Origin of the sequence: Citrobacter sp. C1, assembly GCF_014596895.2 — a bacterium.
Lineage (GTDB): Bacteria > Pseudomonadota > Gammaproteobacteria > Enterobacterales > Enterobacteriaceae > Citrobacter > Citrobacter gillenii.
The window spans coordinates 1,702,377-1,725,214 of sequence record NZ_CP115035.1 but is presented as its reverse complement, the minus strand read 5'-3'; the positions used below and the strand labels follow the sequence as shown (position 1 = coordinate 1,725,214).

Sequence of the window (22,838 nt, the reverse complement as noted above, 5' to 3'; positions counted from 1 at the left end):
GTAGGCCGGATAAGGCAAACGCCGCCATCCGGCATTTTTTATCCCCTCGTTTTTCTCACTCTTTCCGCATACACCGTCAGCGTCTGCTTCAGCACATCCAACGTCACCGGCTTGGATAAGCAACTATCCATCCCTGACTCCAGACAACGCTGCTTCTCTTCTGCCAGTGCGTTCGCCGTTACGCCAACCACCGGCAGTGTGAGCCCCAGCTGACGAATGCGTTGCGTCAGGCGGTAACCGTCCATATTCGGCATGTTGACGTCGCTCAACACGATATCAATATGATTTTTGCTCAACACATTGAGCGCATCCACACCGTCATTGGCGGTTTTGCACTGATACCCCAACGATCCCAACTGATCGGCCAACAAGCGGCGGTTGATCGGATGATCGTCAACCACCAGAATCATCATGTCATCGTGGGTACTGCCGATTTTATCCGGGGCAGGCAGCGCGCTGGAGAGATTTTCATCCTCCAGCTCAACGCGATATATATGCGCCAGCAGCACAGGCAGCTCGTGCGGTGAGGCCACGCTGTGCACCCACTCACCCGGCGCTCTCTCCTGCGGAATGCCGATATGTCGGCGACAGAAAATCACCGCGGCGCGTCCCTGCCATGCCTGTTCCTGCACATCATCGGCAATCAGCACGTCATCAGCGTCGGGTTGCTGACCTTCATAGCGCAGCACCGTCATCCCGTTACGCGTCAGGCTGGCTTCGATAAAGCGATACAGTGAAGCATTACGTACCGCCAGCCAGCAGCGGGTATTGGTCAGCCCTTCCACACTTTTCTTCAGTGGATACTGCGCACCATACAGTGGAATACGCACCGTAAACTGGCTGCCCATTCCGGGTTCGGAATCGACGGATATATCACCATCCATCATGCTGATCAGTTTTTCACAAATCGCCAGCCCCAATCCGGTTCCCTGGAAATTACGCTGAACCCCGGTGCCGACCTGAAAGAACGGATCGAACAGACGCACGACTTCTTTGGCCGGAATGCCCACGCCAGTATCACGTACGCGAATACTGAGATAATCACCATGACGCTGCACATGCAGCACAATGCAGCCGGTATCGGTGAACTTAATCGCATTGCTCAACAGATTAGAGATCACCTGCTGCAAGCGCATGGGGTCGCCATTCAACGCCACCGGCACATCCGGTTCGATGAAACAGTACAATCCCAGCTGCTTACGTACCACCAGCGGCAGGTAGTTGGCCGTTATGTGGTTCATCACCTCGCGCGGTGAAAACTCACGCGGCTCAATCTTAAGCTGTTCAGATTCAATTTTTGAGAAGTCGAGAATATCGCTGATAATTTTCAGCAGCAGGCTGGAGGAGTTGTTCATCGCCGTGACCAACCGATCGACACCACTCGGCAACTCTTTGGTTTGCAGCAAATCCAGGTTGCCGATAATGCCGTACAGCGGCGTACGCAGCTCATGGCTGACCGTGGCGAGGAACATCGATTTAGACTGGCTAGCCTGCTCCGCTGCCTGCGCCATCTCCTGCAGCGACTCTTCCATTTTGACACGTGCGCTAACATCAACCAGTACGCAAATCGCCACGTTTTCATTGCGATAGCGCGAATGCACAAAGCTGATTTGCAGATTGGTATTGTTGCTGGTGAGCACATCAACGAAATTAACCTGCTGACCGCAGATGATCTGTGTTAGCCGCTGCCTGTCCTCGTGGGTCAACATATTCAGATAGGTATGCGCCAACTCGTTACTCAGGATGTTAATACCGTCGATAGTGCGCAGAATACAAATACCGACTGGCGCAGAGGCAACAATTTTACGGTTAAACTGTTCATGTTCTTCCAGACGCTGGGCATCGCTTTCCGCAGGGATAAAAATACGTCGCTCATACATACGTGCCAGCATAAACAACGCCGCGCCCACCAGCACATTCAACAGAATAGCGTTGAGGATCAACATGCGAATACGTTCCAGCACCAGATCGACCGGGACGGAATACACAATACTGAGCGATGATGGCGGCAGATTTTTCTTCAGCACCAGCTCGCGAAAACCCGGCGTATAACCAAACCAGGAACGCTCCTGCATCCAACGCGGTTCAGCTTTGATCGTCCCCTCAGGGCCAGCCAGCGAAATCAGTGCGTGACCATTTTCATCGAGGATAGTCACGCCCATCGGCAGATTACCCGGCGTGAAGAAGTTTTCCATACGAATCGGCTGCTCAACGCCAAGCAGCGCCTGCAGGCGATTAGCCAGATACACCGGCGTCAGCGCATAAAAATAGCCCACGCCCGGACGCGGCCCCTGGCTTATCCAGAACAGGTTATTGCCGTTTTCGTCCTGCGGCGCATTGCGGTACTTAACGATGCGTTCATGCAACGCTTTCAACGCCTCATCGCGTTCAACGGGCATATCACGCAGACCAAAGTTGGCCATACACAGGTTATCGCTGCCGATCAGAAACACGCGGTTTAAGTCATAGGCGGCGGAGAAATTGTCGCGCCAGTAGCGCATAAACCACGCCAGCGATTCCAGTGAACCACGCCAGGCGTTGCCCATCACCGCACAGTCGGAATCAGCAAACAGCGGCTCAAAATTGGGCACCACGGTTTTGTCATCCCGCGCCCGCAGCGACATCACGCCGTTTTCCGCTGTTAAGCGGTTCTCTGCAATATATTTCAGCTCTTTGATCACATCAGACGTGCGCTGAATGTAGCGCTGCGCCTGATCGGAGCTAAGCGTAAACTCCTGACGGATCTCCGATTCTCGCTGATGCAGCGCATTCACAATGTAGAACACACTCGCAAAAGCAATCAGAAGCCAGACCAGCAGCGCCAGCGCTCTGAACAGGTAGCGTGAGACTTTTAGGGTTGCATGAACAGAAGCAAGGTATTTCAAAGGGGCGAAGCTCCGCCTCAGGGTATGAATAAGTGTGGTTAAGGTAGCGGTAAATGCCCGGCGTCGCAATGCCCTCTCTTTACGGGAATATGATACACCGCTGAGAAAACATTATCTTAACCCCTGATAATCGTCGTTTGACTTAAATACCTTGTACGGATGTCAGAATGCCCGACCTGAAATGGCTGACGCGTCGTTTAACCCCGCGACGTTTACGCAACCAAATGATCATGATGGCCATTCTGATGGTGACAGTACCGACGATATCCATTGGTTATATCGTAGAAACCGAAGGCCGTTCAGCAGTCTTATCTGAAAAAGAGAAAAAACTGTCATCAGTGTTAGCCCTGCTAAACGATGCCTTGGGCGATCGTTTTAGCGACTATGCAAATTTGCCGCGTGACGCGCGCATTCGTGCGCTTAATCAGGCGCTGGGCCCCATCACCGAGCGCATCACACAGGCGTTTCCCGGCGTGGGCGCGGGCTACTACCACAAAGCCCTCGATGCCGTGATCACCTACTCCCCTTCTGCGCTTTATCAGGGCAATGTGGGACTCACTATCTCACCTGACCACCCAGGACGTGACGTGATGAGCACCCAGTCGGCCATCGTCGTCTCAGGCCAACAGGTGCGCGGCGACATCCTTAATTCAATGCTACCGATCAAACGTCATGGTGAGGTTATTGGCTATATCTGGGCCAACGAACTGACGGAAGATATTCGCCAGCAAGCGAGAAAAATGGACGTCAGAATCGTCGCCGTGCTGGCGGCAGGACTGCTCATCAGCCTGCTGCTGATCGTGCTGTTCTCCCGCCGTCTCAGCGCCAATATCGACATCATCACCGACGGTCTGTTAACGCTGGGACAAAAGACGCCAACCCGACTGCCAGAATTGCCCGGCGAACTGGGGCAAATTAGCCGCAGCGTCAATGCGCTGGCGCAAACGCTGCTGGAAACCAAAACCCTTAACGATCTGATTATTGAAAACGCCGCCGACGGGGTGATTGCTATCGACAGGCAGGGTGATGTCACCACGATGAACCCCGCAGCGGAACAAATTACCGGTTACACGTTGCATGAGTTAGTCGGGCAACCTTATGCCAGGATTTTTTCCAACACCCCATTTTCCAGCCCGGTGCTGGATACGCTGGAACATGGTACCGAACATGTCGCTCAGGAAGTCAGTTTTCCCGGACGCGACCGTGTCATTGAGATAAGCGTCACTTCCAGCCGGATCCATAATGCACACGGTGAACTGATCGGCGCATTGGTTTTCTTCTCCGATTTAACCGCCCGTAAAGAGACCCAGCGGCGACTGGCACAAACTGAACGGCTTGCCACCCTCGGCGAACTGATGGCCGGAGTGGCTCATGAAGTGAGAAATCCGCTGACGGCAATCCGTGGTTATGTGCAGATTATCCGCCAACAAACGACCTTGCCGGAGCATCAGGAATATTTATCCGTGGTGCTGAACGAGATTGACTCAATCAACAGGGTCATTCAGCAACTGTTGGATTTTTCTCGTCCGCGACACAGCAAATGGCAGCAGGTACAGCTCAATACGCTGATTGCAGAAACGCTGATCCTGGTTCAAACCGCTGGTATTCAGGCGCGCATTAATTTTACCACGGAGTTACACCCCAACCTGCCGGCGATCGTTGCCGATCGCGAGTTACTTAAGCAGGTGATCCTCAACATTTTAATCAACGCGGTACAAGCCATCAGCGCACGCGGTGACATTAAGATCCGTACCTGGCAATACGCGGCGTCACAACAGGCGGTGACCATCGAGGATAACGGCTGCGGCATCGATATTGCGCTGCAGAAAAAAATATTTGATCCGTTCTTCACCACCAAAGCCTCGGGAACAGGGCTTGGTCTGGCCCTCAGCCAGCGGATTATTAACGCCCATCAGGGCGATATTCGCGTCGCCAGCATGCCGGGCTGCGGTGCAACCTTCACCCTTATTTTACCGACTCATCCGCAGGAAACCCCGTCAGAATGAAAACCACCTACCGTATTCTCATCGTTGATGATGAAGCCAATGTTTGCCGTATGCTGACTACCGCGTTTTCTCTGCAAGGACATGAGACGCACAGCGCCTGCGACGGTGAGGCTGGCCTGGCGCTGTTTAACGAAAAGCAGCCTGACGTAGTGTTGATGGACATTCGCATGCCGGTCATGGACGGTATTGAGGCACTGAAACGTATGCGTACGTGTCAGCCGCGTATCCCCGTCATTCTGATGACCGCTTACGCCGAAGTTGAGACGGCAGTGGAAGCATTACGCAGCGGCGCATTTGATTACGTGATCAAACCTTTCGATCTGGATGAGCTTAACCTGGTTATCCAGCGCGCGTTGCAGCTACAGGCGATGAAGCAGGAGATCCGCAACCTGCATAAAGCGCTAAGCACCAGCTGGCAATGGGGGCATATCCTGACCAACAGCCCGCTAATGCAGGATATCTGTAAAGATACGGCGAAAATCGCCCTCTCGCAGGCCAGCGTGTTGGTAAGCGGTGAGAGCGGCACCGGAAAAGAGCTGATCGCCCGGGCAATCCACTACAACAGCCGACGCGCCAACGGTCCTTTTATCAAAATCAACTGCGCCGCCCTGCCGGAATCGTTACTGGAAAGCGAGCTGTTCGGTCATGAAAAGGGGGCGTTTACCGGGGCGCAAACGCTACGCCAGGGTTTATTCGAACGCGCCCATCAGGGTACGCTTTTCCTTGATGAAATTGGCGAAATGCCTCCAGGCCTGCAGGCGAAGCTGCTGCGCATTTTGCAGGAAAGAGAATTTGAACGCATCGGCGGGCATCAAACCATTCGCGTCGATATCCGCATTATCGCCGCCACCAACCGTAGCCTGCAAACAATGGTGAAAGCAGGCACTTTCCGCGAAGATCTGTTTTATCGTTTGAATGTCATCCACCTTCAGCTGCCACCGTTACGTGAGCGGCGGGAAGATATCGCCCTGCTGGCCAACCATTTTTTACAAAAATTCAGTTCTGAGAATCAGCGCGATATCATCGATATCGACCCAACAGCAATGTCGATCCTCAGTGCCTGGTCGTGGCCGGGCAATATCCGTGAACTCTCCAATGTGATTGAACGCGCGGTGGTAATGAACACCGGCGCGGTGATTTTTGCCGACGATCTTCCCGACCAGTTCCGTTCACCCGTCAGCGCAATAACCGAAGTAAAACCCACTCAAACGGGGGAACGTAGCCTGAAAGAAGAAATTAAACGCGAGGAAAAACGGATCATCGTGGAGGTTCTTGAACAACAGGACGGAAACCGCACCCGCACGGCGCTGATGCTGGGTATCAGCCGACGCGCCCTGATGTATAAACTTCAAGAATATGACATCGACCCGACAGGGGTTTGAGACAGAAAGTTGCTATGCAGAATTTTGCACACTGCGCAAAACTCTGCATAGCCCCCCCATCACTATCACATAGCCTGAGAACAAATAACCCTACAGATTCAATGAATTAACGATATTCCTTTCTATTTCACCATTCTGGCATCCCGCTTGCAATTCCCTGATGTACCCAAAATGGACCAGGCAACAGGGAAATAGAATGAAAACAAAACTTCTTACCTTACAAGACGCTACACATTTCTTTCGCGACGGCATGACCATCATGGTCGGGGGCTTTATGGGCGTAGGTACCCCACCCCGTTTGGTTGAAGCTTTACTTGAGTCCGGCGTCAGAGACCTGACACTTATCGCTAACGATACCGCCTTTGTCGATACCGGGATCGGGCCGCTGATCGTCAATGGCCGTGTGAGCAAAGTGATTGCTTCGCACATTGGCACCAATCCTGAAACCGGTCGACGCATGATTGCCGGTGAAATGGAGGTTCAACTGGTGCCGCAAGGTACCCTGATAGAGCAAATCCGCTGCGGCGGCGCGGGGCTTGGCGGTTTTCTGACGCCTACCGGCGTTGGCACCATTGTCGAAGACGGCAAGCAGACCCTGACGCTTGATGGCAAAACCTGGCTGCTTGAACGCCCATTGCGTGCAGATCTGGCGCTTATTCGTGCGCATCGTGCAGACATGCTTGGCAACCTCACCTATCAACTCAGCGCGCGCAATTTCAACCCACTGATCGCCCTTGCCGCCGACCTCACGCTGGTGGAGCCGGATGAAATGGTCGAAATAGGTGAGCTTCTCCCTGACCAGATAATCACCCCCGGCGCCGTTATCGACCACATTATTTGCCCTCTGGAGGCCTGATTATGGATGCTAAACAACGTATTGCGCGCCGCGTGGCGCAAGAACTTCGCGACGGCGACGTGGTGAATTTAGGTATCGGTCTGCCGACGATGGTCGCCAACTACCTGCCAGCCGATATTCACATTACCTTGCAGTCCGAGAACGGTTTTCTCGGGTTGGGTCCGGTCACCACCGCCCATCCCGATCTGGTCAACGCCGGTGGGCAACCGTGTGGTATTTTGCCCGGTGCCGCAATGTTTGATAGCGCCATGTCATTCGCGTTAATTCGCGGCGGCCATGTGGATGCCTGTGTCCTCGGTGGGTTGCAGGTTGATGAACAGGCTAACCTCGCCAACTGGGTGGTTCCCGGTAAGATGGTGCCCGGTATGGGCGGCGCAATGGATCTGGTCACCGGCGCGCGTAAAGTCATTATCGCCATGGAACATTGTGCGAAAGATGGCGCGGCTAAAATTCTCCGCCATTGCACCATGCCACTGACGGCCCAGCACGCGGTACATATGCTGGTCACCGAACTCGCCGTTTTCCGCTTCATTGACGGTAAAATGTGGCTGACAGAAATCGCGGAAGGCTGCGATATCACCGCCCTGCGTGAGAAAACCGACGCACAATTTGCTGTCGCCACCGATCTGGTCATCCTGCGAGGTGACGTATGATTGGCCGTATGTCACGCTTTATGACGCGTTTCGTCAGCCGCTGGCTGCCCGATCCGCTGATCTTCGCCATGCTGCTGACGCTGATAACGTTCGCCATTGCGCTGTGGTTGACGCCGCAAACACCGATCAGCATGGTCAAGTTCTGGGGAGACGGCTTCTGGAATCTGCTGGCATTTGGTATGCAGATGGCGCTGATCATCGTCACCGGCCACGCGCTGGCCAGCTCCGGTCCGGTTAAAAGTCTGCTGCGCACCGCCGCTTCAGCCGCTAAAACCCCCACACAGGGCGTTATGCTGGTGACATTCTTTGCCGCGGTCGCCAGCGTCATCAACTGGGGCTTTGGTCTGGTGGTGGGAGCGATGTTTGCTCGTGAAGTCGCCCGTCGGGTACCCGGCTCTGACTACCCGCTGCTGATTGCCTGCGCCTACATCGGCTTTCTGACCTGGGGTGGCGGCTTTTCCGGTTCAATGCCGTTGCTGGCAGCAACGCCGGGCAACCCGGTCGAGCACGTTGCCGGGTTAATTCCGGTCAGCGACACCCTGTTTACCGATTTCAATATTTTCATCACTCTGGCGCTCATTGTGGTCATGCCGTTCATCACACGCATGATGACGCCGAAACCGTCTGATGTGGTAAGCATCGATCCAAAATTATTGCTGGAAGAAGATGATTTCCAGAAGAAACTCCCGCCAGACGCACCGCCGTCCGAGCGTCTGGAAGAGAGCCGTATTCTGACGCTGATCATTGGCGGACTGGGGATTGCTTACCTGGCACTGTATTTCGCCGACAAGGGTTTCAACCTCACCATCAACACCGTCAACCTGATGTTTATGATTGCCGGTCTGCTGCTGCACAAAACGCCAATGGCCTATATGCGTGCTGTCAGCGCCGCCGCCCGCAGCACCGCGGGGATCCTGGTACAGTTCCCCTTCTACGCCGGGATCCAACTAATGATGGAGCATTCCGGTCTCGGCGGGCTGATTACCGAATTCTTCATCGACGTCGCCAACAAAGACACCTTCCCATTAATGACTTTCTTCAGTTCCGCGCTGATTAACTTTGCCGTGCCATCAGGTGGCGGACACTGGGTTATTCAGGGACCGTTCGTGTTGCCTGCCGCGCAGGCGCTCGGTGCCGACCTGGGTAAATCGGTGATGGCCATCGCCTACGGCGAGCAGTGGATGAACATGGCGCAACCGTTCTGGGCATTACCTGCGCTGGCTATCGCCGGGCTGGGCGTGCGCGACATTATGGGCTATTGCATCACCGCCCTGCTTTTCTCCGGCGTCATTTTCGTCATTGGATTGACCTTGTTCTGACGGCAACCACTTATTTAAGGGAACAGAAAAATGAAAAATTGTGTCATCGTCAGTGCGGCGCGTACCGCAATCGGTAACTTTAATGGTTCACTGGCCACCACCGGCGCCGTCGAACTCGGAGCAACCGTGATTAAAGCCGCGCTAGAGCGCGCCCGCCTTGACCCACTCCGGGTTGACGAGGTGATCATGGGCAACGTGCTGCAGTCTGGTTTAGGACAGAACCCTGCACGCCAGGCGCTGTTAAAAAGCGGTCTCGCCGACACCGTATGCGGTTTTACCCTCAACAAAGTGTGCGGCTCGGGCCTCAAAAGCGTGGCGCTTGCCGCTCAGGCAATCCAGGCCGGACAGGCTCAGGCAATTGTCGCCGGTGGCATGGAAAACATGAGCCAGGCACCGTACCTGTTAGACGCCAAAGCCCGCTGGGGATATCGCCTCGGGGACGGACAGTTGTCAGATGTAATCCTGCGCGACGGTCTGATCTGCGCCGAGCATGGCTACCATATGGGGATCACCGCTGAAAACGTTGCCAAGGAGTATGGCATTAGTCGGGAGATGCAGGATGAACTGGCGCTGATGTCGCAGCGTAAAGCGGTATCGGCAATAGAGTCAGGCGCATTTGAGGCAGAGATCGTCCCGGTGAGTGTGGTATCGCGGAAAAAAGCGATCATGTTTGATCGTGATGAATTCCCCAAAGCCGACTCTACGGCGGAAGGCCTTGCCGCATTACGTCCGGCCTTCGACAAAGCGGGTACCGTCACGGCCGGTAACGCTTCGGGGATCAACGACGGTGCCGCCGCGCTGGTAATCATGGAAGAAGCGGCGGCGCTGGCTGCTGGGCTGAAGCCGCTGGCGCGGATCAAAGCCTATGCCGGCGGCGGCGTCGCACCCGCCATCATGGGCATGGGGCCGGTTCCGGCGACGCAAAAAGTGCTGCAACTGAGCGGGCTTCAATTGTCTGATATCGACCTGATTGAAGCCAATGAGGCGTTTGCCGCACAGTTTCTGGCAGTAGGGAAAACGCTGGGATTTGATGCACAAAAGGTGAATGTCAACGGCGGAGCAATCGCGCTTGGGCACCCTATCGGCGCCAGCGGGGCGCGTATTCTGGTCACGTTGCTTCACGCGCTACAAGCGCGGGATAAAACCCTCGGACTGGCTACACTGTGCATCGGCGGCGGTCAGGGGATTGCAATGATTGTAGAAAGGATGAACTAAAAAAAAGGGCCGGATTTCTCCGGCCCTTCTCATTACGACTTAATTACTCTTCTGCGTCATCCGCCGCATCGTCATCGCTTTCTGCTTCAGGCGCGATATCATCGTCCCCTTCCGCAGCACTTCCGTCGATAGAATCCAGTTCTTCGTCATCAACCGGTTCAGCTACACGTTGCAGACCCACCACGTTTTCATCATCCGCCGTGCGGATGAGGATAACGCCCTGGGTGTTACGCCCAACCACGCTGATTTCCGACACGCGAGTACGCACCAACGTACCAGCATCGGTGATCATCATGATCTGGTCGCTATCGGTCACCTGCACCGCGCCAACAACGGAACCGTTGCGTTCGGTGACTTTGATGGAGATAACGCCCTGCGTCGCACGCGACTTGGTCGGATACTCTTCTGCCGCAGTACGCTTACCATAACCGTTTTGCGTCACGGTCAGGATAGCGCCTTCACCACGTGGAATAATCAGAGAAACGACTTTGTCTTCGCCCGCCAGTTTGATACCACGTACGCCGGTCGCAGTACGACCCATCGCACGAACGGCGTCTTCTTTGAAGCGCACCACTTTACCCGCGGCAGAGAACAGCATCGCTTCGTCAGACCCGGAGGTCAGATCCACGCCAATCAGTTCGTCGCCTTCATTCAGGTTAACCGCAATAATACCGGCTGAACGTGGACGGCTGAACTCGGTCAGCGCCGTTTTCTTCACGGTACCGCTAGCGGTTGCCATAAAGACGTTCACGCCCTCTTCGTACTCGCGTACCGGCAGAATCGCGGTGATACGTTCGTTGGCTTCCAGCGGCAGCAGGTTGACGATTGGACGTCCACGCGCACCACGGCTCGCTTCCGGCAGCTGATAGACCTTCATCCAGTACAGACGACCACGGCTGGAGAAGCACAGGATCGTGTCGTGGGTGTTGGCCACCAGCAGGCGGTCGATGAAGTCTTCTTCTTTAATACGTGCTGCTGATTTACCCTTACCGCCACGACGCTGTGCTTCGTAATCGGTTAACGGCTGATATTTAACGTAACCCTGGTGAGACAAGGTCACGACAACATCTTCCTGGGTGATCAGATCTTCGATATTGATGTCAGCGCTGTTGGCGGTGATTTCAGTGCGACGCTCATCACCGAACTGCTCGCGAACCAGCTCCATCTCTTCACGGATCACTTCCATCAGGCGATCGGCGCTGCCCAAAATGTGCAGCAATTCAGCGATCTGCTCCAGCAGCTCTTTGTATTCGTCGAGCAGTTTTTCATGCTCAAGGCCGGTCAGTTTCTGCAAGCGCAGATCCAAAATTGCCTGGGCTTGCTGTTCAGTCAGGTAGTACTGACCGTCACGCACGCCAAACTCAGGTTCCAGCCATTCAGGACGGGCAGCGTTATCACCGGCACGTTCCAGCATCGCCGACACGTTACCCAGCTCCCACGAACGGGCGACCAGTCCGGCTTTCGCTTCAGCCGGGGTCGGCGCACGACGGATCAGTTCAATGATCGGATCGATGTTGGCCAGTGCAATCGCCAGCGCTTCAAGGATGTGGGCGCGATCGCGGGCTTTACGCAGTTCAAAAATAGTACGGCGAGTAACCACTTCACGACGGTGACGCACAAACGCAGCAATAATATCTTTCAGGTTCATGATCTTCGGCTGACCATGGTGCAGCGCAACCATGTTAATACCGAAGGAAACCTGCAGCTGGGTCTGGGAGTAAAGGTTGTTGAGAACCACTTCCCCGACCGCGTCACGTTTGACTTCAATCACGATGCGCATACCGTCTTTATCAGACTCGTCACGCAGCGCGCTGATGCCTTCAACGCGTTTGTCTTTTACCAACTCGGCAATTTTCTCAATCAGGCGGGCTTTGTTCACCTGATACGGAATTTCGTGCACGATGATGGTTTCACGACCGGTTTTCGCGTCAGCTTCAACTTCCGCGCGGGCGCGAATGTACACTTTACCGCGACCAGTACGATAGGCTTCTTCAATACCACGACGACCGTTGATGATCGCGGCGGTCGGGAAGTCCGGGCCTGGGATGTGTTCCATCAGCCCTTCAATGCTGATGTCTTCATCGTCAATGTAGGCCAGACAGCCGTTAATCACTTCTGTCAGGTTGTGCGGCGGAATGTTGGTCGCCATACCTACCGCGATACCGGACGAACCGTTCACCAGCAGGTTAGGAATTTTGGTCGGCATGACGTCCGGAATGCGTTCGGTGCCGTCATAGTTATCGACGAAATCAACCGTTTCTTTTTCCAGGTCAGCCATCAGCTCGTGGGCGATTTTCGACATACGGATTTCCGTATAACGCATCGCTGCGGCGGAGTCGCCATCGACAGAACCAAAGTTACCCTGACCATCCACCAGCATGTAACGCAGGGAGAATGGCTGCGCCATACGAACAATGGTGTCGTAAACGGCGGTATCACCATGAGGGTGGTATTTACCGATTACGTCACCAACGACACGGGCAGATTTTTTATAGGCTTTATTCCAGTCGTTGCCCAATACGTTCATGGCGTAAAGTACGCGACGGTGAACCGGCTTCAGGCCATCTCGGACGTCCGGCAGCGCACGGCCAACAATGACCGACATCGCATAATCCAGATACGAGCTCTTCAGCTCTTCCTCAATGTTGACCGGTGTAATTTCTCTCGCAAGGTCGCTCATCTAACCGCTATCCCTCTACTGTATCCCGGATTCAAAGGTCGCAAATTATAACACATCCGTGCAGATTCAGGTAAATGGATTCCCCCTGAGAGAGGCTTTATTCATCCTGCCAGGCTGATATACTCGTTTGTATTGCTAATTAAGGAGTAGAAGCCCCAATGAATGCCGAAAAAGCCCCGGTGACTCAGAACGTTGACCATGAAGAAATTGCCAAATTTGAAGCAGTCGCGTCGCGCTGGTGGGATCTTGAAGGTGAATTTAAGCCTCTGCACCGCATTAACCCGCTGCGTCTGGGTTATATCACCGAGCGCTCAGGCGGGCTGTTTGGTAAAAAAGTGCTCGACGTCGGCTGCGGAGGCGGCATTCTGGCTGAAAGCATGGCGCGCGAAGGCGCAACAGTCACCGGCCTGGATATGGGTTTTGAACCGCTACAGGTGGCAAAACTGCATGCGCTGGAAAGTGGCATTCAGGTGGAATACGTACAAGAAACTGTAGAACAACACGCCGAAAAACATGCACACCAGTATGACGTAGTGACCTGCATGGAAATGCTGGAACACGTACCGGATCCGCAGTCGGTGGTCAGAGCCTGCGCGCAGTTGGTGAAACCAGGCGGCGAGGTGTTTTTCTCCACGCTCAATCGCAACGGCAAGTCGTGGCTGATGGCAGTGGTTGGCGCAGAGTACATTCTGCGCATGGTGCCCAAAGGCACGCATGATGTGAAAAAATTTATTAAGCCTGCGGAATTGTTACAGTGGGTTGATCAGACAGTGTTAAAAGAGCGCCACATGACCGGCCTGCACTACAACCCGATCACCAACACCTTTAAGCTGGGCCCAGGCGTGGACGTGAACTATATGGTGCACACCACCGCGAAAGCCGAGTAACTTATCTGCACGCCTGATGACGTTTCGCTTATCAGGCGTACAAACTCTGTGCCAGATCATATAACGTAATCGCTCTTCGATGAAGAAATCAGCACTCGATCAAATTTTCTATTTTTTTTCTCAATTATTGACATCCTCGCCAGGCCTTATAAGACGCGCACTTAGCGATTATTACCCTTTTGCAACCTCAATTTAACGCCAAAATCAACTCTTGTACTGAAAAGAATCCCTACTAGAATACTCACCATATAGCGTCTATCTTATCAAACAACCCCTACATATAGTATTTATCCACAGACTTAGTCACAACATGGCACTGTGGATAATACGGGGGATATTTTTTTCTTTCACGGACAGGTAAAAAACCACATGAATCAGAGTCTGCTGGTGACAAAGCGTGATGGTAGTACAGAGCGCATCAATCTCGACAAAATCCACCGAGTTCTGGATTGGGCGGCAGAAGGACTGAATAACGTATCGATTTCTCAGGTCGAGCTTCGCTCCCACATTCAGTTTTATGACGGCATCAAGACTTCCGATATTCACGAAACGATTATCAAAGCCGCCGCCGATCTGATCTCCCGTGATGCACCGGATTATCAATATCTGGCCGCTCGTCTGGCGATTTTCCACCTGCGCAAGAAAGCCTACGGTGAGTTCGAACCGCCAAAACTGTATGACCATGTTGTTAAAATGGTTGAGATGGGCAAATACGACAATCATCTGCTGGAAGACTACACGGAAGAAGAGTTCAAGCAGATGGACTCGTTCATCGAACATGACCGCGATATGACCTTCTCCTATGCTGCCGTGAAGCAGTTAGAAGGCAAATATCTGGTACAAAACCGCGTCACCGGTGAAATTTACGAAAGCGCTCAGTTCCTCTATATTCTGGTAGCAGCTTGCCTGTTCTCGAACTACCCGCGTGAAACCCGTCTGGAATACGTTAAGCGTTTCTACGACGCCGTTTCGACGTTTAAAATTTCGCTGCCAACGCCAATCATGTCTGGCGTGCGTACCCCAACCCGTCAGTTCAGCTCTTGCGTGCTGATCGAGTGCGGCGACAGCCTGGACTCCATTAACGCGACCTCCAGCGCCATCGTGAAATACGTTTCCCAGCGCGCTGGTATCGGCATCAACGCTGGACGCATTCGTGCGCTGGGTAGCCCGATTCGCGGCGGTGAAGCGTTCCACACCGGCTGTATCCCGTTCTATAAACACTTCCAGACTGCGGTGAAATCCTGCTCTCAGGGCGGCGTACGCGGCGGTGCGGCCACGCTGTTCTACCCGATGTGGCATCTGGAAGTTGAAAGCCTGCTGGTACTGAAAAACAACCGTGGCGTCGAGGGCAACCGCGTACGTCACATGGACTACGGCGTACAGATCAACAAGTTGATGTACACTCGCCTGCTGAAAGGCGGCGACATCACCCTGTTCAGCCCGTCTGACGTTCCGGGCTTGTACGACGCGTTCTTCGCCGATCAGGACGAATTCGAGCGCCTGTACACCCAATACGAAAACGATGACAGCATTCGTAAACAACGCGTAAAAGCGGTTGAGCTGTTCTCGCTGATGATGCAGGAACGCGCCTCTACCGGTCGTATCTACATTCAGAACGTTGACCACTGCAACACCCACAGCCCGTTTGATCCTGCTATCGCACCAGTGCGCCAGTCCAACCTGTGCCTGGAAATCGCGCTGCCGACCAAACCGCTGACCGACGTTAACGACGAAAACGGTGAAATTGCCCTGTGTACGCTGTCTGCCTTTAACCTCGGCGCTATCAACAGCCTCGACGAACTGGAAGAGCTGGCCGTGCTGGCGGTACGAGCACTGGATGCGCTGCTGGATTATCAGGATTATCCGATCCCGGCAGCTAAACGCGGTGCCATGGGTCGCCGTACGCTGGGTATTGGCGTGATCAACTACGCTTACTGGCTGGCGAAGAACGGTAAACGTTACTCTGACGGCAGCGCCAATAACCTGACCCACAAAACCTTTGAAGCCATCCAGTATTACCTGCTGAAAGCCTCGAATGAGCTGGCTAAAGAGCAAGGCGCGTGCCCGTGGTTTAACGAAACCACCTATGCCAAAGGTATTCTGCCGATCGATACCTACAAGAAAGATTTGGATGCCATCGTCAACGAACCGCTGCACCACGACTGGGAAGCGTTGCGTGAATCGATCAAGACTCACGGTCTGCGTAACTCCACACTCTCTGCTCTGATGCCGTCTGAGACCTCTTCGCAGATCTCCAACGCCACCAACGGCATTGAGCCACCGCGCGGTCACGTGAGTATTAAAGCCTCGAAAGATGGCATCCTGCGTCAGGTCGTGCCGGATTACGAACACCTGAAAAATGCCTATGAACTGCTGTGGGAAATGCCCAATAACGACGGCTACCTGCAACTGGTTGGCGTGATGCAGAAGTTTATCGATCAATCGATTTCAGCCAATACCAACTACGATCCGTCCCGCTTCCCGTCAGGGAAAGTGCCGATGCAGCAATTGCTGAAAGACCTGCTCACCGCCTACAAATTTGGTGTCAAAACGCTGTATTATCAGAACACCCGCGACGGTGCTGAAGATACTCAGGACGATATGGTGCCGTCTATCCAGGACGATGGCTGCGAAAGCGGCGCATGTAAGATCTGATGAATAATGCCGGGTGGCGCTACGCTTACCCGGCCTACGATTGCACGGTTTGTAGGCCGGATAAGGTGCTTGCACCGCCATCCGGCGCTCATCCCACAAAGGATTCACATCAATGGCATACACCACTTTTTCACAGACGAAAAATGACCAGCTACTGGAACCGATGTTCTTCGGCCAGCCGGTGAACGTCGCGCGCTATGATCAGCAAAAATATGACATCTTCGAAAAACTGATCGAAAAGCAGCTCTCTTTCTTCTGGCGTCCGGAAGAGGTCGATGTTTCTCGTGACCGCATTGACTTTCAGGCGCTGCCAGAACATGAAAAACACATTTTTATCAGCAACCTGAAGTACCAGACCTTACTGGACTCCATTCAGGGGCGCAGCCCGAACGTGGCGTTGTTGCCGCTGATCTCGATCCCTGAGCTGGAAACCTGGGTGGAAACGTGGGCCTTCTCCGAAACCATTCACTCACGCTCTTACACCCATATCATCCGTAACATTGTTAACGATCCGGCGGTGGTGTTTGACGATATCGTCACCAATGAGCAGATTCAGAAGCGTGCGGAAGGCATCTCCAGCTACTACGACGAGTTAATCGAGATGACCAGCTACTGGCATCTGCTGGGCGAAGGTACGCACACGGTCAATGGTAAGACGGTTGTCGTGAACCTGCGCGAGCTGAAGAAGAAACTGTATCTGTGCCTGATGAGCGTTAACGCACTGGAAGCGATCCGCTTCTACGTCAGCTTCGCCTGCTCTTTTGCTTTTGCCGAGCGCGAACTGATGGAAGGCAACGCGAAAATCATTCGCCTGATCGCCCGTGACGAAGCCCTGCACCTGACCGGGACCCAGCATATGCTGAACCTGTTGCGCAGCGGCGTAGACGATCCGGAAATGGCAGAGATTGCCGAAGAGTGTAAACAGGATTGCTACGACCTGTTCGTACAGGCCGCTGTGCAGGAAAAAGAGTGGGCTGATTACCTGTTCCGCGACGGTTCAATGATCGGTCTGAACAAAGATATTCTGTGCCAGTACGTCGAGTACATCACTAACATTCGTATGCAGGCCGTAGGGCTTGACCTGCCGTTCCAAACGCGTTCGAACCCCATTCCGTGGATCAACACCTGGCTGGTGTCCGATAACGTGCAGGTTGCACCGCAAGAAGTGGAAGTCAGCTCTTATCTGGTCGGGCAAATCGATGCCGAAGTCGATACCGACGATCTGAGTAATTTCCAGCTCTGATGGGCCGTATTACCCTGCGCATCTCTGGCACGCAGCTGCTGTGCCAGGATGAACATCCTTCCCTGCTGGCCGCGCTTGAATCGCACAATGTTGAGGTCGAGTATCAATGTCGTGAAGGCTACTGCGGCTCCTGCCGTACCCGCCTGGTAGCGGGTCAGGTTGACTGGATTGCAGAGCCTTTGGCCTTTATTCAGCCGGGTGAGATACTGCCCTGCTGTTGCCGGGCAAAGGGTGATATTGAGATTGAGATGTAACGCCTAGTGAACTTCATGCGCGGAGACCAGCACCACGTCTCCGCGTTTTTTCATCTGCATGATGTACAGCGCTCCGGCAAGAACCACCAGCACGGCACCGACCAGATAAATCGCCCGATACCCCACGCCTTCTACCATCATCCCCATAATAAATGCCCCAATCGCCATTCCCGCATCCATTGCGTTGAAAAAAAGCGAATTGGCGATGCCAATTTTATGCGGCTCTACCGCGCTAATAATTTGCGTCTGGAACACCGGTGTCACCGAGCCGTAGCCAATGCCAATCAGCCCTCCGGCAATAATCATCATGATGCTGCCGTGGGTATATCCGAGCACCACAAGCCCTACGGTAAAGGCGACCAGGCACGGGTAAACCACGTATTTCGGTCCTTTTTTATCACAAATATTGCCGGTAAACGTTCGGCAGATCATCAGGCAGACAGCGTAGCAAAGCAGGAAGTTACTGGCGGCGGCCATCAGATCCAGCTCACGTGCATACAGCGCCAGGAAGGCAGATACCCCGGCGTAGGAAAAGGTCATGAAGAAGGTCACCATGGCAAAAGGCAAGGCGGCACGGTCAAACATGGCGGCAAATCCCAGCTTAGGCTGCGAGCCATCGGCATGACGAATCACCGGCGGCACGGCAACAATCAATGACAGCACAATACCCACCGCCGCTACCGCTGTACAAAGCCAGAACGCGGAAGTAAAGGCCTCCCAGCGCGCCATGTTCAGACCCACCCATGGCCCAACGACCATCGCCAGTCCCATAGCTAAAGAGAAAAAGCTGATGCCCTCCCCACGTCGGGAGGCCGGTATCAACCGCGCGGAAATCGTCCCTTTTACCGTAGTAATAACGCCAAACGTGACACCATGAAGCACCCGAATAAACAGCAGTGATTCAATTGAATGGCAGACAGGATACAGCGCAGTGACCACCAAAAAGGCCAGAGAAGAGAGCACCAGAATCGTTTTATTCGAATATTTTCCCACCCATTGTCCGGCAAACGGACGTACCACAATGGCGGCCCCCAAAAAGAAGGTGACTAATAAACCCGCCTTATCAGGGGTCGCATGGAGACGCTCCAGGATATAAATCGGCAACAGCGTCAGCAGGACATAAAAAACAAAAAAGATAATAAAGCTGATAATCGTGATGGCCCAAAAATCTTTCGTCCACAATTTTTCTTTCATACTCGGCAACCTGTCCCGACGGCGCACGCAGGCAACGCTCAGAGCGACTGAACAACGGACAGGTGCGTCAAAATGTGATTTATCCCCGTCATAGTTCACATTGCTTGTGTGTCGGCTACGCAAATTATTTTGGGTATTTAAGGTAGAAAGTCAGTATAAACAGGCTTATTTTATTAGAGAAATTAATCATTTTAATGGTATTAATTAGGGATAACTAATGACACTAACCCAGATCCACGCCCTGCTGGCCGTGCTTGAGTACGGTGGTTTTACCGAAGCCAGCAAGCGGCTATACACCACCCAGTCCGCCGTCAGTCAGGCTATTTCGGCGCTGGAAGAAGAGTTAGGGGTTAATATTTTGATCCGCGAGCGGCGCAAAGATATTCAGCTCACCCCGGTAGGTATCCGGCTGCTCCCGCATTTACGGACCATCATTGGACAAACGAATGCCGTAAAAGAGATCGCCGAACAGGAGAAACAAAACCCCGCCCGAACCTTGCACATCGGCTGTTTTCCCAGCGCCTGCGCCTGCATTTTGCCCGGTATCATCCGCTACTTTGAACAGCATCACCCCAACATCAAAATCATTCCCTATGAAGAGAACAGCAGCGCCATTATTGATTCGCTGCAGAGTGGAGGCATTGATGCGGGTTTTGTGCATTTTCCGGTCAGTGGCATGTACTGCGTGCCGGTTTATCGAGACAAATTCACCGTTGTTGTCCCCGAGGCTCACCCGCTGGCGGCCAAAGCCACAATCTCAGTAGAAGAACTGGTGGGAGAACCGCTGATTATCAGTAAAGGGCGCTATGAATTAAGCATCATGACGTTATTTAAAGAACAAGGTATTGAGCCAATCATTAAGTACGAGTTCAACCACCCGGATACGGCAATCAGTTTTATTCGTCAGGGGCTGGGGATCGCATTGTTACCGGAGCTCACATTAAAGGCGGTTGGCGGGCAAATACGTTCGGTGGCGCTGGAGCCAACGTTTTATCGGCAAATATCATTATTGGCAAAAGAGCCGCCGGTAGACGGCAGCCCTTTATATTTACTGCAGGCATGTATGGAAACACTGACCGCAGACGGTCTGATCTAACCGTCGGGAATGCGCCGGTGAAAAGGCCTGCGATATCATGCTATCGCAGGCCTGATACCGTTACTGCTTATGCAGGAACATCACCGCTTTGTCGGGGAAGTCGGTAAACAACCCGTCAACGCCCGCCTTGTTATACAGGATGTCATACAGCTGATTCACATCCGTCGCGTAGTCCGGCAATTGATCGGCCCGCACGGTATAAGGATGCACCGTCATCTTGTTCTGATGCGCGTCCTTCACCATCTCGGTCAACACGATGTTGCCTTTCTTCGACTTCTCATCGACCAGCATGTGATAGTCCGGGCCAATGCCATCCGCGTACTCAGCAACCTGCTTCATCGCACCCGGTTTAAACATCCAGTCATAGTTGTAATTCACCCAACTGCCGTCCGGTTTTTTCTCCTGGGTTTCATTCCAGTCGGTATAGGCAATCAGCTGCACCAGGTTGAGGTCCATCCCCATTTTGGGTTCCAGCTCATTCTTGATGCGCTTGAGTTCCGCCACATCAAAACTTTGCAGATAGACCTTATCCTGTTTGTCGCTGTAGCCGTACTTTTTCAGCACTTCCAGCGTCTTCGCAGCAATGTCCTTCCCTTCCTGGTGATGGAACCACGGCGCTTTAATTTCCGGATAGATACCGATGTTCTTACCGGTGGAATGATTTAATCCCTGAACAAACTCGATCTCTTCTTCGAACGTATGCACACGGAAATCAGATTTACCCATCGGGAAGCGCCCTGGGTAGGTCTGCACCTGTTTGCCATTTTCGATATCGAAACCTTCGGTAAATTTCAGCGATTTGATCTCATCCAGCGTAAAGTCGATGGCGTAGTAGCGACCATCTTTACGAGCGCGATCCGGGAAACGCTCGGCGACATCGGTGACCCGGTCAAGATAGTGGTCATGCAGAACGACCAGATGGTCGTCCTTGGTCATCACCAGATCCTGCTCGAGATAGTCCGCGCCCTGCGCATAGGCCATCGCTTTTGCTGGCAGCGTATGCTCCGGTAAATAGCCGCTGGCCCCACGGTGAGCAATCACAATCTTGTCTGCGGCGATGGCTGCGCTGCTGACCACCATACCGGTCAGCATTAACGCGACGCTAAGACTTTTCAATGTGGTTTTCATCTATTATCCCCCGTTACGCTTCAGTTCCATCTCTGCGTGATGGCGCTTTTCACCAAACATGACGACCACCAGCAGAATAACCGCCAGCACGCTGCCGCCAATCATCACCATAAAGCCACCGTCCCAGCCGAAGAAGTCAACGGTGTAACCGACAATGGCGCTCGCTGCCACAGAGCCGCCCAGGTAACCAAACAACCCGGTAAAGCCTGCCGCCGTACCCGCCGCTTTTTTCGGTGCCAGTTCCAGCGCGTGCAGACCAATCAGCATGACCGGACCGTAGATCAGGAAGCCGATGATAATCATACATGCCATATCAACGTTCGGATTGCCCGCCGGGTTCATCCAGTAAACGATCGTTGCAATGGTCACCAGCGTCATGAAGAACACGCCGGTTGCGCCACGGTTGCCACGGAAGACTTTATCCGACATCCAGCCACACAGCAGGGTGCCCGGGATACCCGCATACTCATACAGGAAGTAGGCCCAGGAGGATTTATCCAACGCGAAATGCTTCACTTCTTTCAGGTAGGTCGGCGACCAGTCGAGGATGCCGTAACGCAGTAAATAGACAAACACGTTGGCGATCGCGATGTACCACAGCAGTTTGTTTGGCAGCACGTACTGCATGAAGATCTGCTTCGCAGTCAGCTCTTCTTCGGCTTTTTCGCTGTAATCATCCGGATAGTCGTTCTTATACTCTTCAATCGGCGGTAAGCCACAAGACTGCGGCGTATCGCGCATCAGGGCAAAAGCAATCAGGGCGACAACAATCGCACCGAATGCCGGCATGTACAATGCCGCTTTCCAGTCGTTAAACCAGGCCATACCCAGCAGGAACAGCAGCGGAGGCAGACCACCACCGACGTTATGCGCGCAGTTCCACACGGACACAATACCGCCACGCTCTTTCTGCGACCACCAGTGCACCATGGTACGACCGCACGGCGGCCACCCCATCCCCTGGAACCAGCCACACAGGAACAGCAGCACAAACATCACCGCGATACTGGACGTCGCCCACGGCACAAAGCCCATGAACAACATCACCGCCGCCGCCAGAATCAGACCGGCAGGCAGGAAAACGCGCGGATTCGAGCGGTCCGAAATGGACCCCATGATAAATTTCGAAAAACCATAGGCAATGGAAATACCGGATAACGCAAAACCCAGATCGCCACGGGAGAAACCCTGCTCAACCAGATACGGCATAGCCAGGGCAAAGTTCTTACGTACCAGATAGTACGCCGCATAACCAAAAAATATCCCCAAGAAAATCTGCCAGCGCAATCGACGATAGGTGGGATCGATTTCCGCTGCAGGTAAGCGCGCCGTATGTGACGCGGGTTTAAAAATGCTCAACATAGTATGTAGCCTCCGTGGCCGTC

Annotated in this window: 16 protein-coding genes; 11 read left to right on the top strand and 5 right to left on the bottom strand. The window is 53.6% G+C overall.

Translation table 11 applies throughout. The features are described 5' to 3' along the window. Positions 1-38 precede the first annotated feature (38 nt). Positions 39-2,885 carry a two-component system sensor histidine kinase RcsC gene (rcsC, locus tag IB214_RS08320; RefSeq protein ID WP_117343434.1) on the bottom strand — a complete coding sequence of 949 codons (2,847 nt, stop codon included), beginning with the start codon at positions 2,883-2,885 and terminating at the stop codon, positions 39-41. A gap of 167 nt (positions 2,886-3,052) precedes the next feature. On the opposite strand from rcsC, the gene atoS reads away from it, so the two are divergent. The 6 genes from atoS (at position 3,053) to IB214_RS08290 (ending at position 10,316) form a co-directional block, all read left to right on the top strand. Beyond that, positions 3,053-4,891: a two-component system sensor histidine kinase AtoS gene (gene atoS, locus IB214_RS08315; RefSeq protein WP_188249375.1), complete on the top strand. Its 1,839-nt coding sequence runs from the start codon at positions 3,053-3,055 to the stop codon at positions 4,889-4,891. Then, entirely contained in the window at positions 4,888-6,273 is a 1,386-nt protein-coding gene (atoC, locus tag IB214_RS08310) for an acetoacetate metabolism transcriptional regulator AtoC (protein WP_117343432.1), read from the top strand. Before atoS ends, atoC begins: the two co-directional genes overlap by 4 nt. Positions 6,274-6,469: 196 nt before the next feature. Then, on the top strand, positions 6,470-7,129 hold the full coding sequence (gene atoD / locus IB214_RS08305) for an acetate CoA-transferase subunit alpha (RefSeq protein WP_117343431.1): 660 nt from the start codon (positions 6,470-6,472) through the stop codon (positions 7,127-7,129). Positions 7,130-7,131: 2 nt separating this feature from the next. After that, the gene (locus IB214_RS08300) at positions 7,132-7,782 is read left to right on the top strand and encodes a 3-oxoacid CoA-transferase subunit B (protein WP_115257936.1); all 651 of its coding nucleotides are present in this window, start codon (positions 7,132-7,134) and stop codon (positions 7,780-7,782) included. Further along, entirely contained in the window at positions 7,779-9,101 is a 1,323-nt protein-coding gene (locus IB214_RS08295) for a TIGR00366 family protein (protein WP_115257935.1), read from the top strand. Before IB214_RS08300 ends, IB214_RS08295 begins: the two co-directional genes overlap by 4 nt. A gap of 30 nt (positions 9,102-9,131) precedes the next feature. After that, complete coding sequence (locus IB214_RS08290) at positions 9,132-10,316, top strand: acetyl-CoA C-acetyltransferase (protein WP_115257934.1); 1,185 nt, start codon at positions 9,132-9,134, stop codon at positions 10,314-10,316. A 43-nt stretch (positions 10,317-10,359) separates the two neighbouring features. On the opposite strand, the gene gyrA is transcribed toward IB214_RS08290, so the two are convergent. After that, positions 10,360-12,996 (bottom strand): DNA topoisomerase (ATP-hydrolyzing) subunit A, encoded by a 2,637-nt coding sequence (gene gyrA / locus IB214_RS08285; RefSeq protein ID WP_096756410.1) that lies wholly within the window; start codon positions 12,994-12,996, stop codon positions 10,360-10,362. A 158-nt stretch (positions 12,997-13,154) separates the two neighbouring features. On the opposite strand from gyrA, the gene ubiG reads away from it, so the two are divergent. The 4 genes from ubiG (at position 13,155) to yfaE (ending at position 18,035) form a co-directional block, all read left to right on the top strand. Further along, positions 13,155-13,883: a bifunctional 2-polyprenyl-6-hydroxyphenol methylase/3-demethylubiquinol 3-O-methyltransferase UbiG gene (gene ubiG / locus IB214_RS08280; RefSeq protein ID WP_096756409.1), complete on the top strand. Its 729-nt coding sequence runs from the start codon at positions 13,155-13,157 to the stop codon at positions 13,881-13,883. Between the two features lie 369 nt (positions 13,884-14,252). Continuing rightward, positions 14,253-16,538 (top strand): class 1a ribonucleoside-diphosphate reductase subunit alpha, encoded by a 2,286-nt coding sequence (gene nrdA / locus IB214_RS08275; RefSeq protein WP_096756408.1) that lies wholly within the window; start codon positions 14,253-14,255, stop codon positions 16,536-16,538. A 112-nt stretch (positions 16,539-16,650) separates the two neighbouring features. Beyond that, the gene (nrdB, locus tag IB214_RS08270) at positions 16,651-17,781 is read left to right on the top strand and encodes a class Ia ribonucleoside-diphosphate reductase subunit beta (RefSeq protein WP_096756407.1); all 1,131 of its coding nucleotides are present in this window, start codon (positions 16,651-16,653) and stop codon (positions 17,779-17,781) included. Continuing rightward, on the top strand, positions 17,781-18,035 hold the full coding sequence (gene yfaE, locus IB214_RS08265) for a ferredoxin-like diferric-tyrosyl radical cofactor maintenance protein YfaE (protein WP_096756406.1): 255 nt from the start codon (positions 17,781-17,783) through the stop codon (positions 18,033-18,035). Before nrdB ends, yfaE begins: the two co-directional genes overlap by 1 nt. A 3-nt stretch (positions 18,036-18,038) precedes the next feature. On the opposite strand, the gene IB214_RS08260 is transcribed toward yfaE, so the two are convergent. Then, complete coding sequence (locus tag IB214_RS08260; protein ID WP_117343430.1) at positions 18,039-19,229, bottom strand: MFS transporter; 1,191 nt, start codon at positions 19,227-19,229, stop codon at positions 18,039-18,041. A 217-nt stretch (positions 19,230-19,446) separates the two neighbouring features. On the opposite strand from IB214_RS08260, the gene IB214_RS08255 reads away from it, so the two are divergent. Continuing rightward, positions 19,447-20,325: a LysR family transcriptional regulator gene (locus IB214_RS08255; RefSeq protein ID WP_096756404.1), complete on the top strand. Its 879-nt coding sequence runs from the start codon at positions 19,447-19,449 to the stop codon at positions 20,323-20,325. 60 nt (positions 20,326-20,385) lie between these two features. Here the strand turns inward: IB214_RS08255 and glpQ are convergent, their stop codons facing one another. Both glpQ and glpT read right to left on the bottom strand, forming a co-directional pair. Continuing rightward, positions 20,386-21,453: a glycerophosphodiester phosphodiesterase gene (glpQ, locus tag IB214_RS08250; RefSeq protein ID WP_117343429.1), complete on the bottom strand. Its 1,068-nt coding sequence runs from the start codon at positions 21,451-21,453 to the stop codon at positions 20,386-20,388. Between the two features lie 3 nt (positions 21,454-21,456). Next, on the bottom strand, positions 21,457-22,815 hold the full coding sequence (gene glpT / locus IB214_RS08245) for a glycerol-3-phosphate transporter (RefSeq protein WP_096756402.1): 1,359 nt from the start codon (positions 22,813-22,815) through the stop codon (positions 21,457-21,459). Between the last annotated feature and the right edge of the window lie 23 nt (positions 22,816-22,838).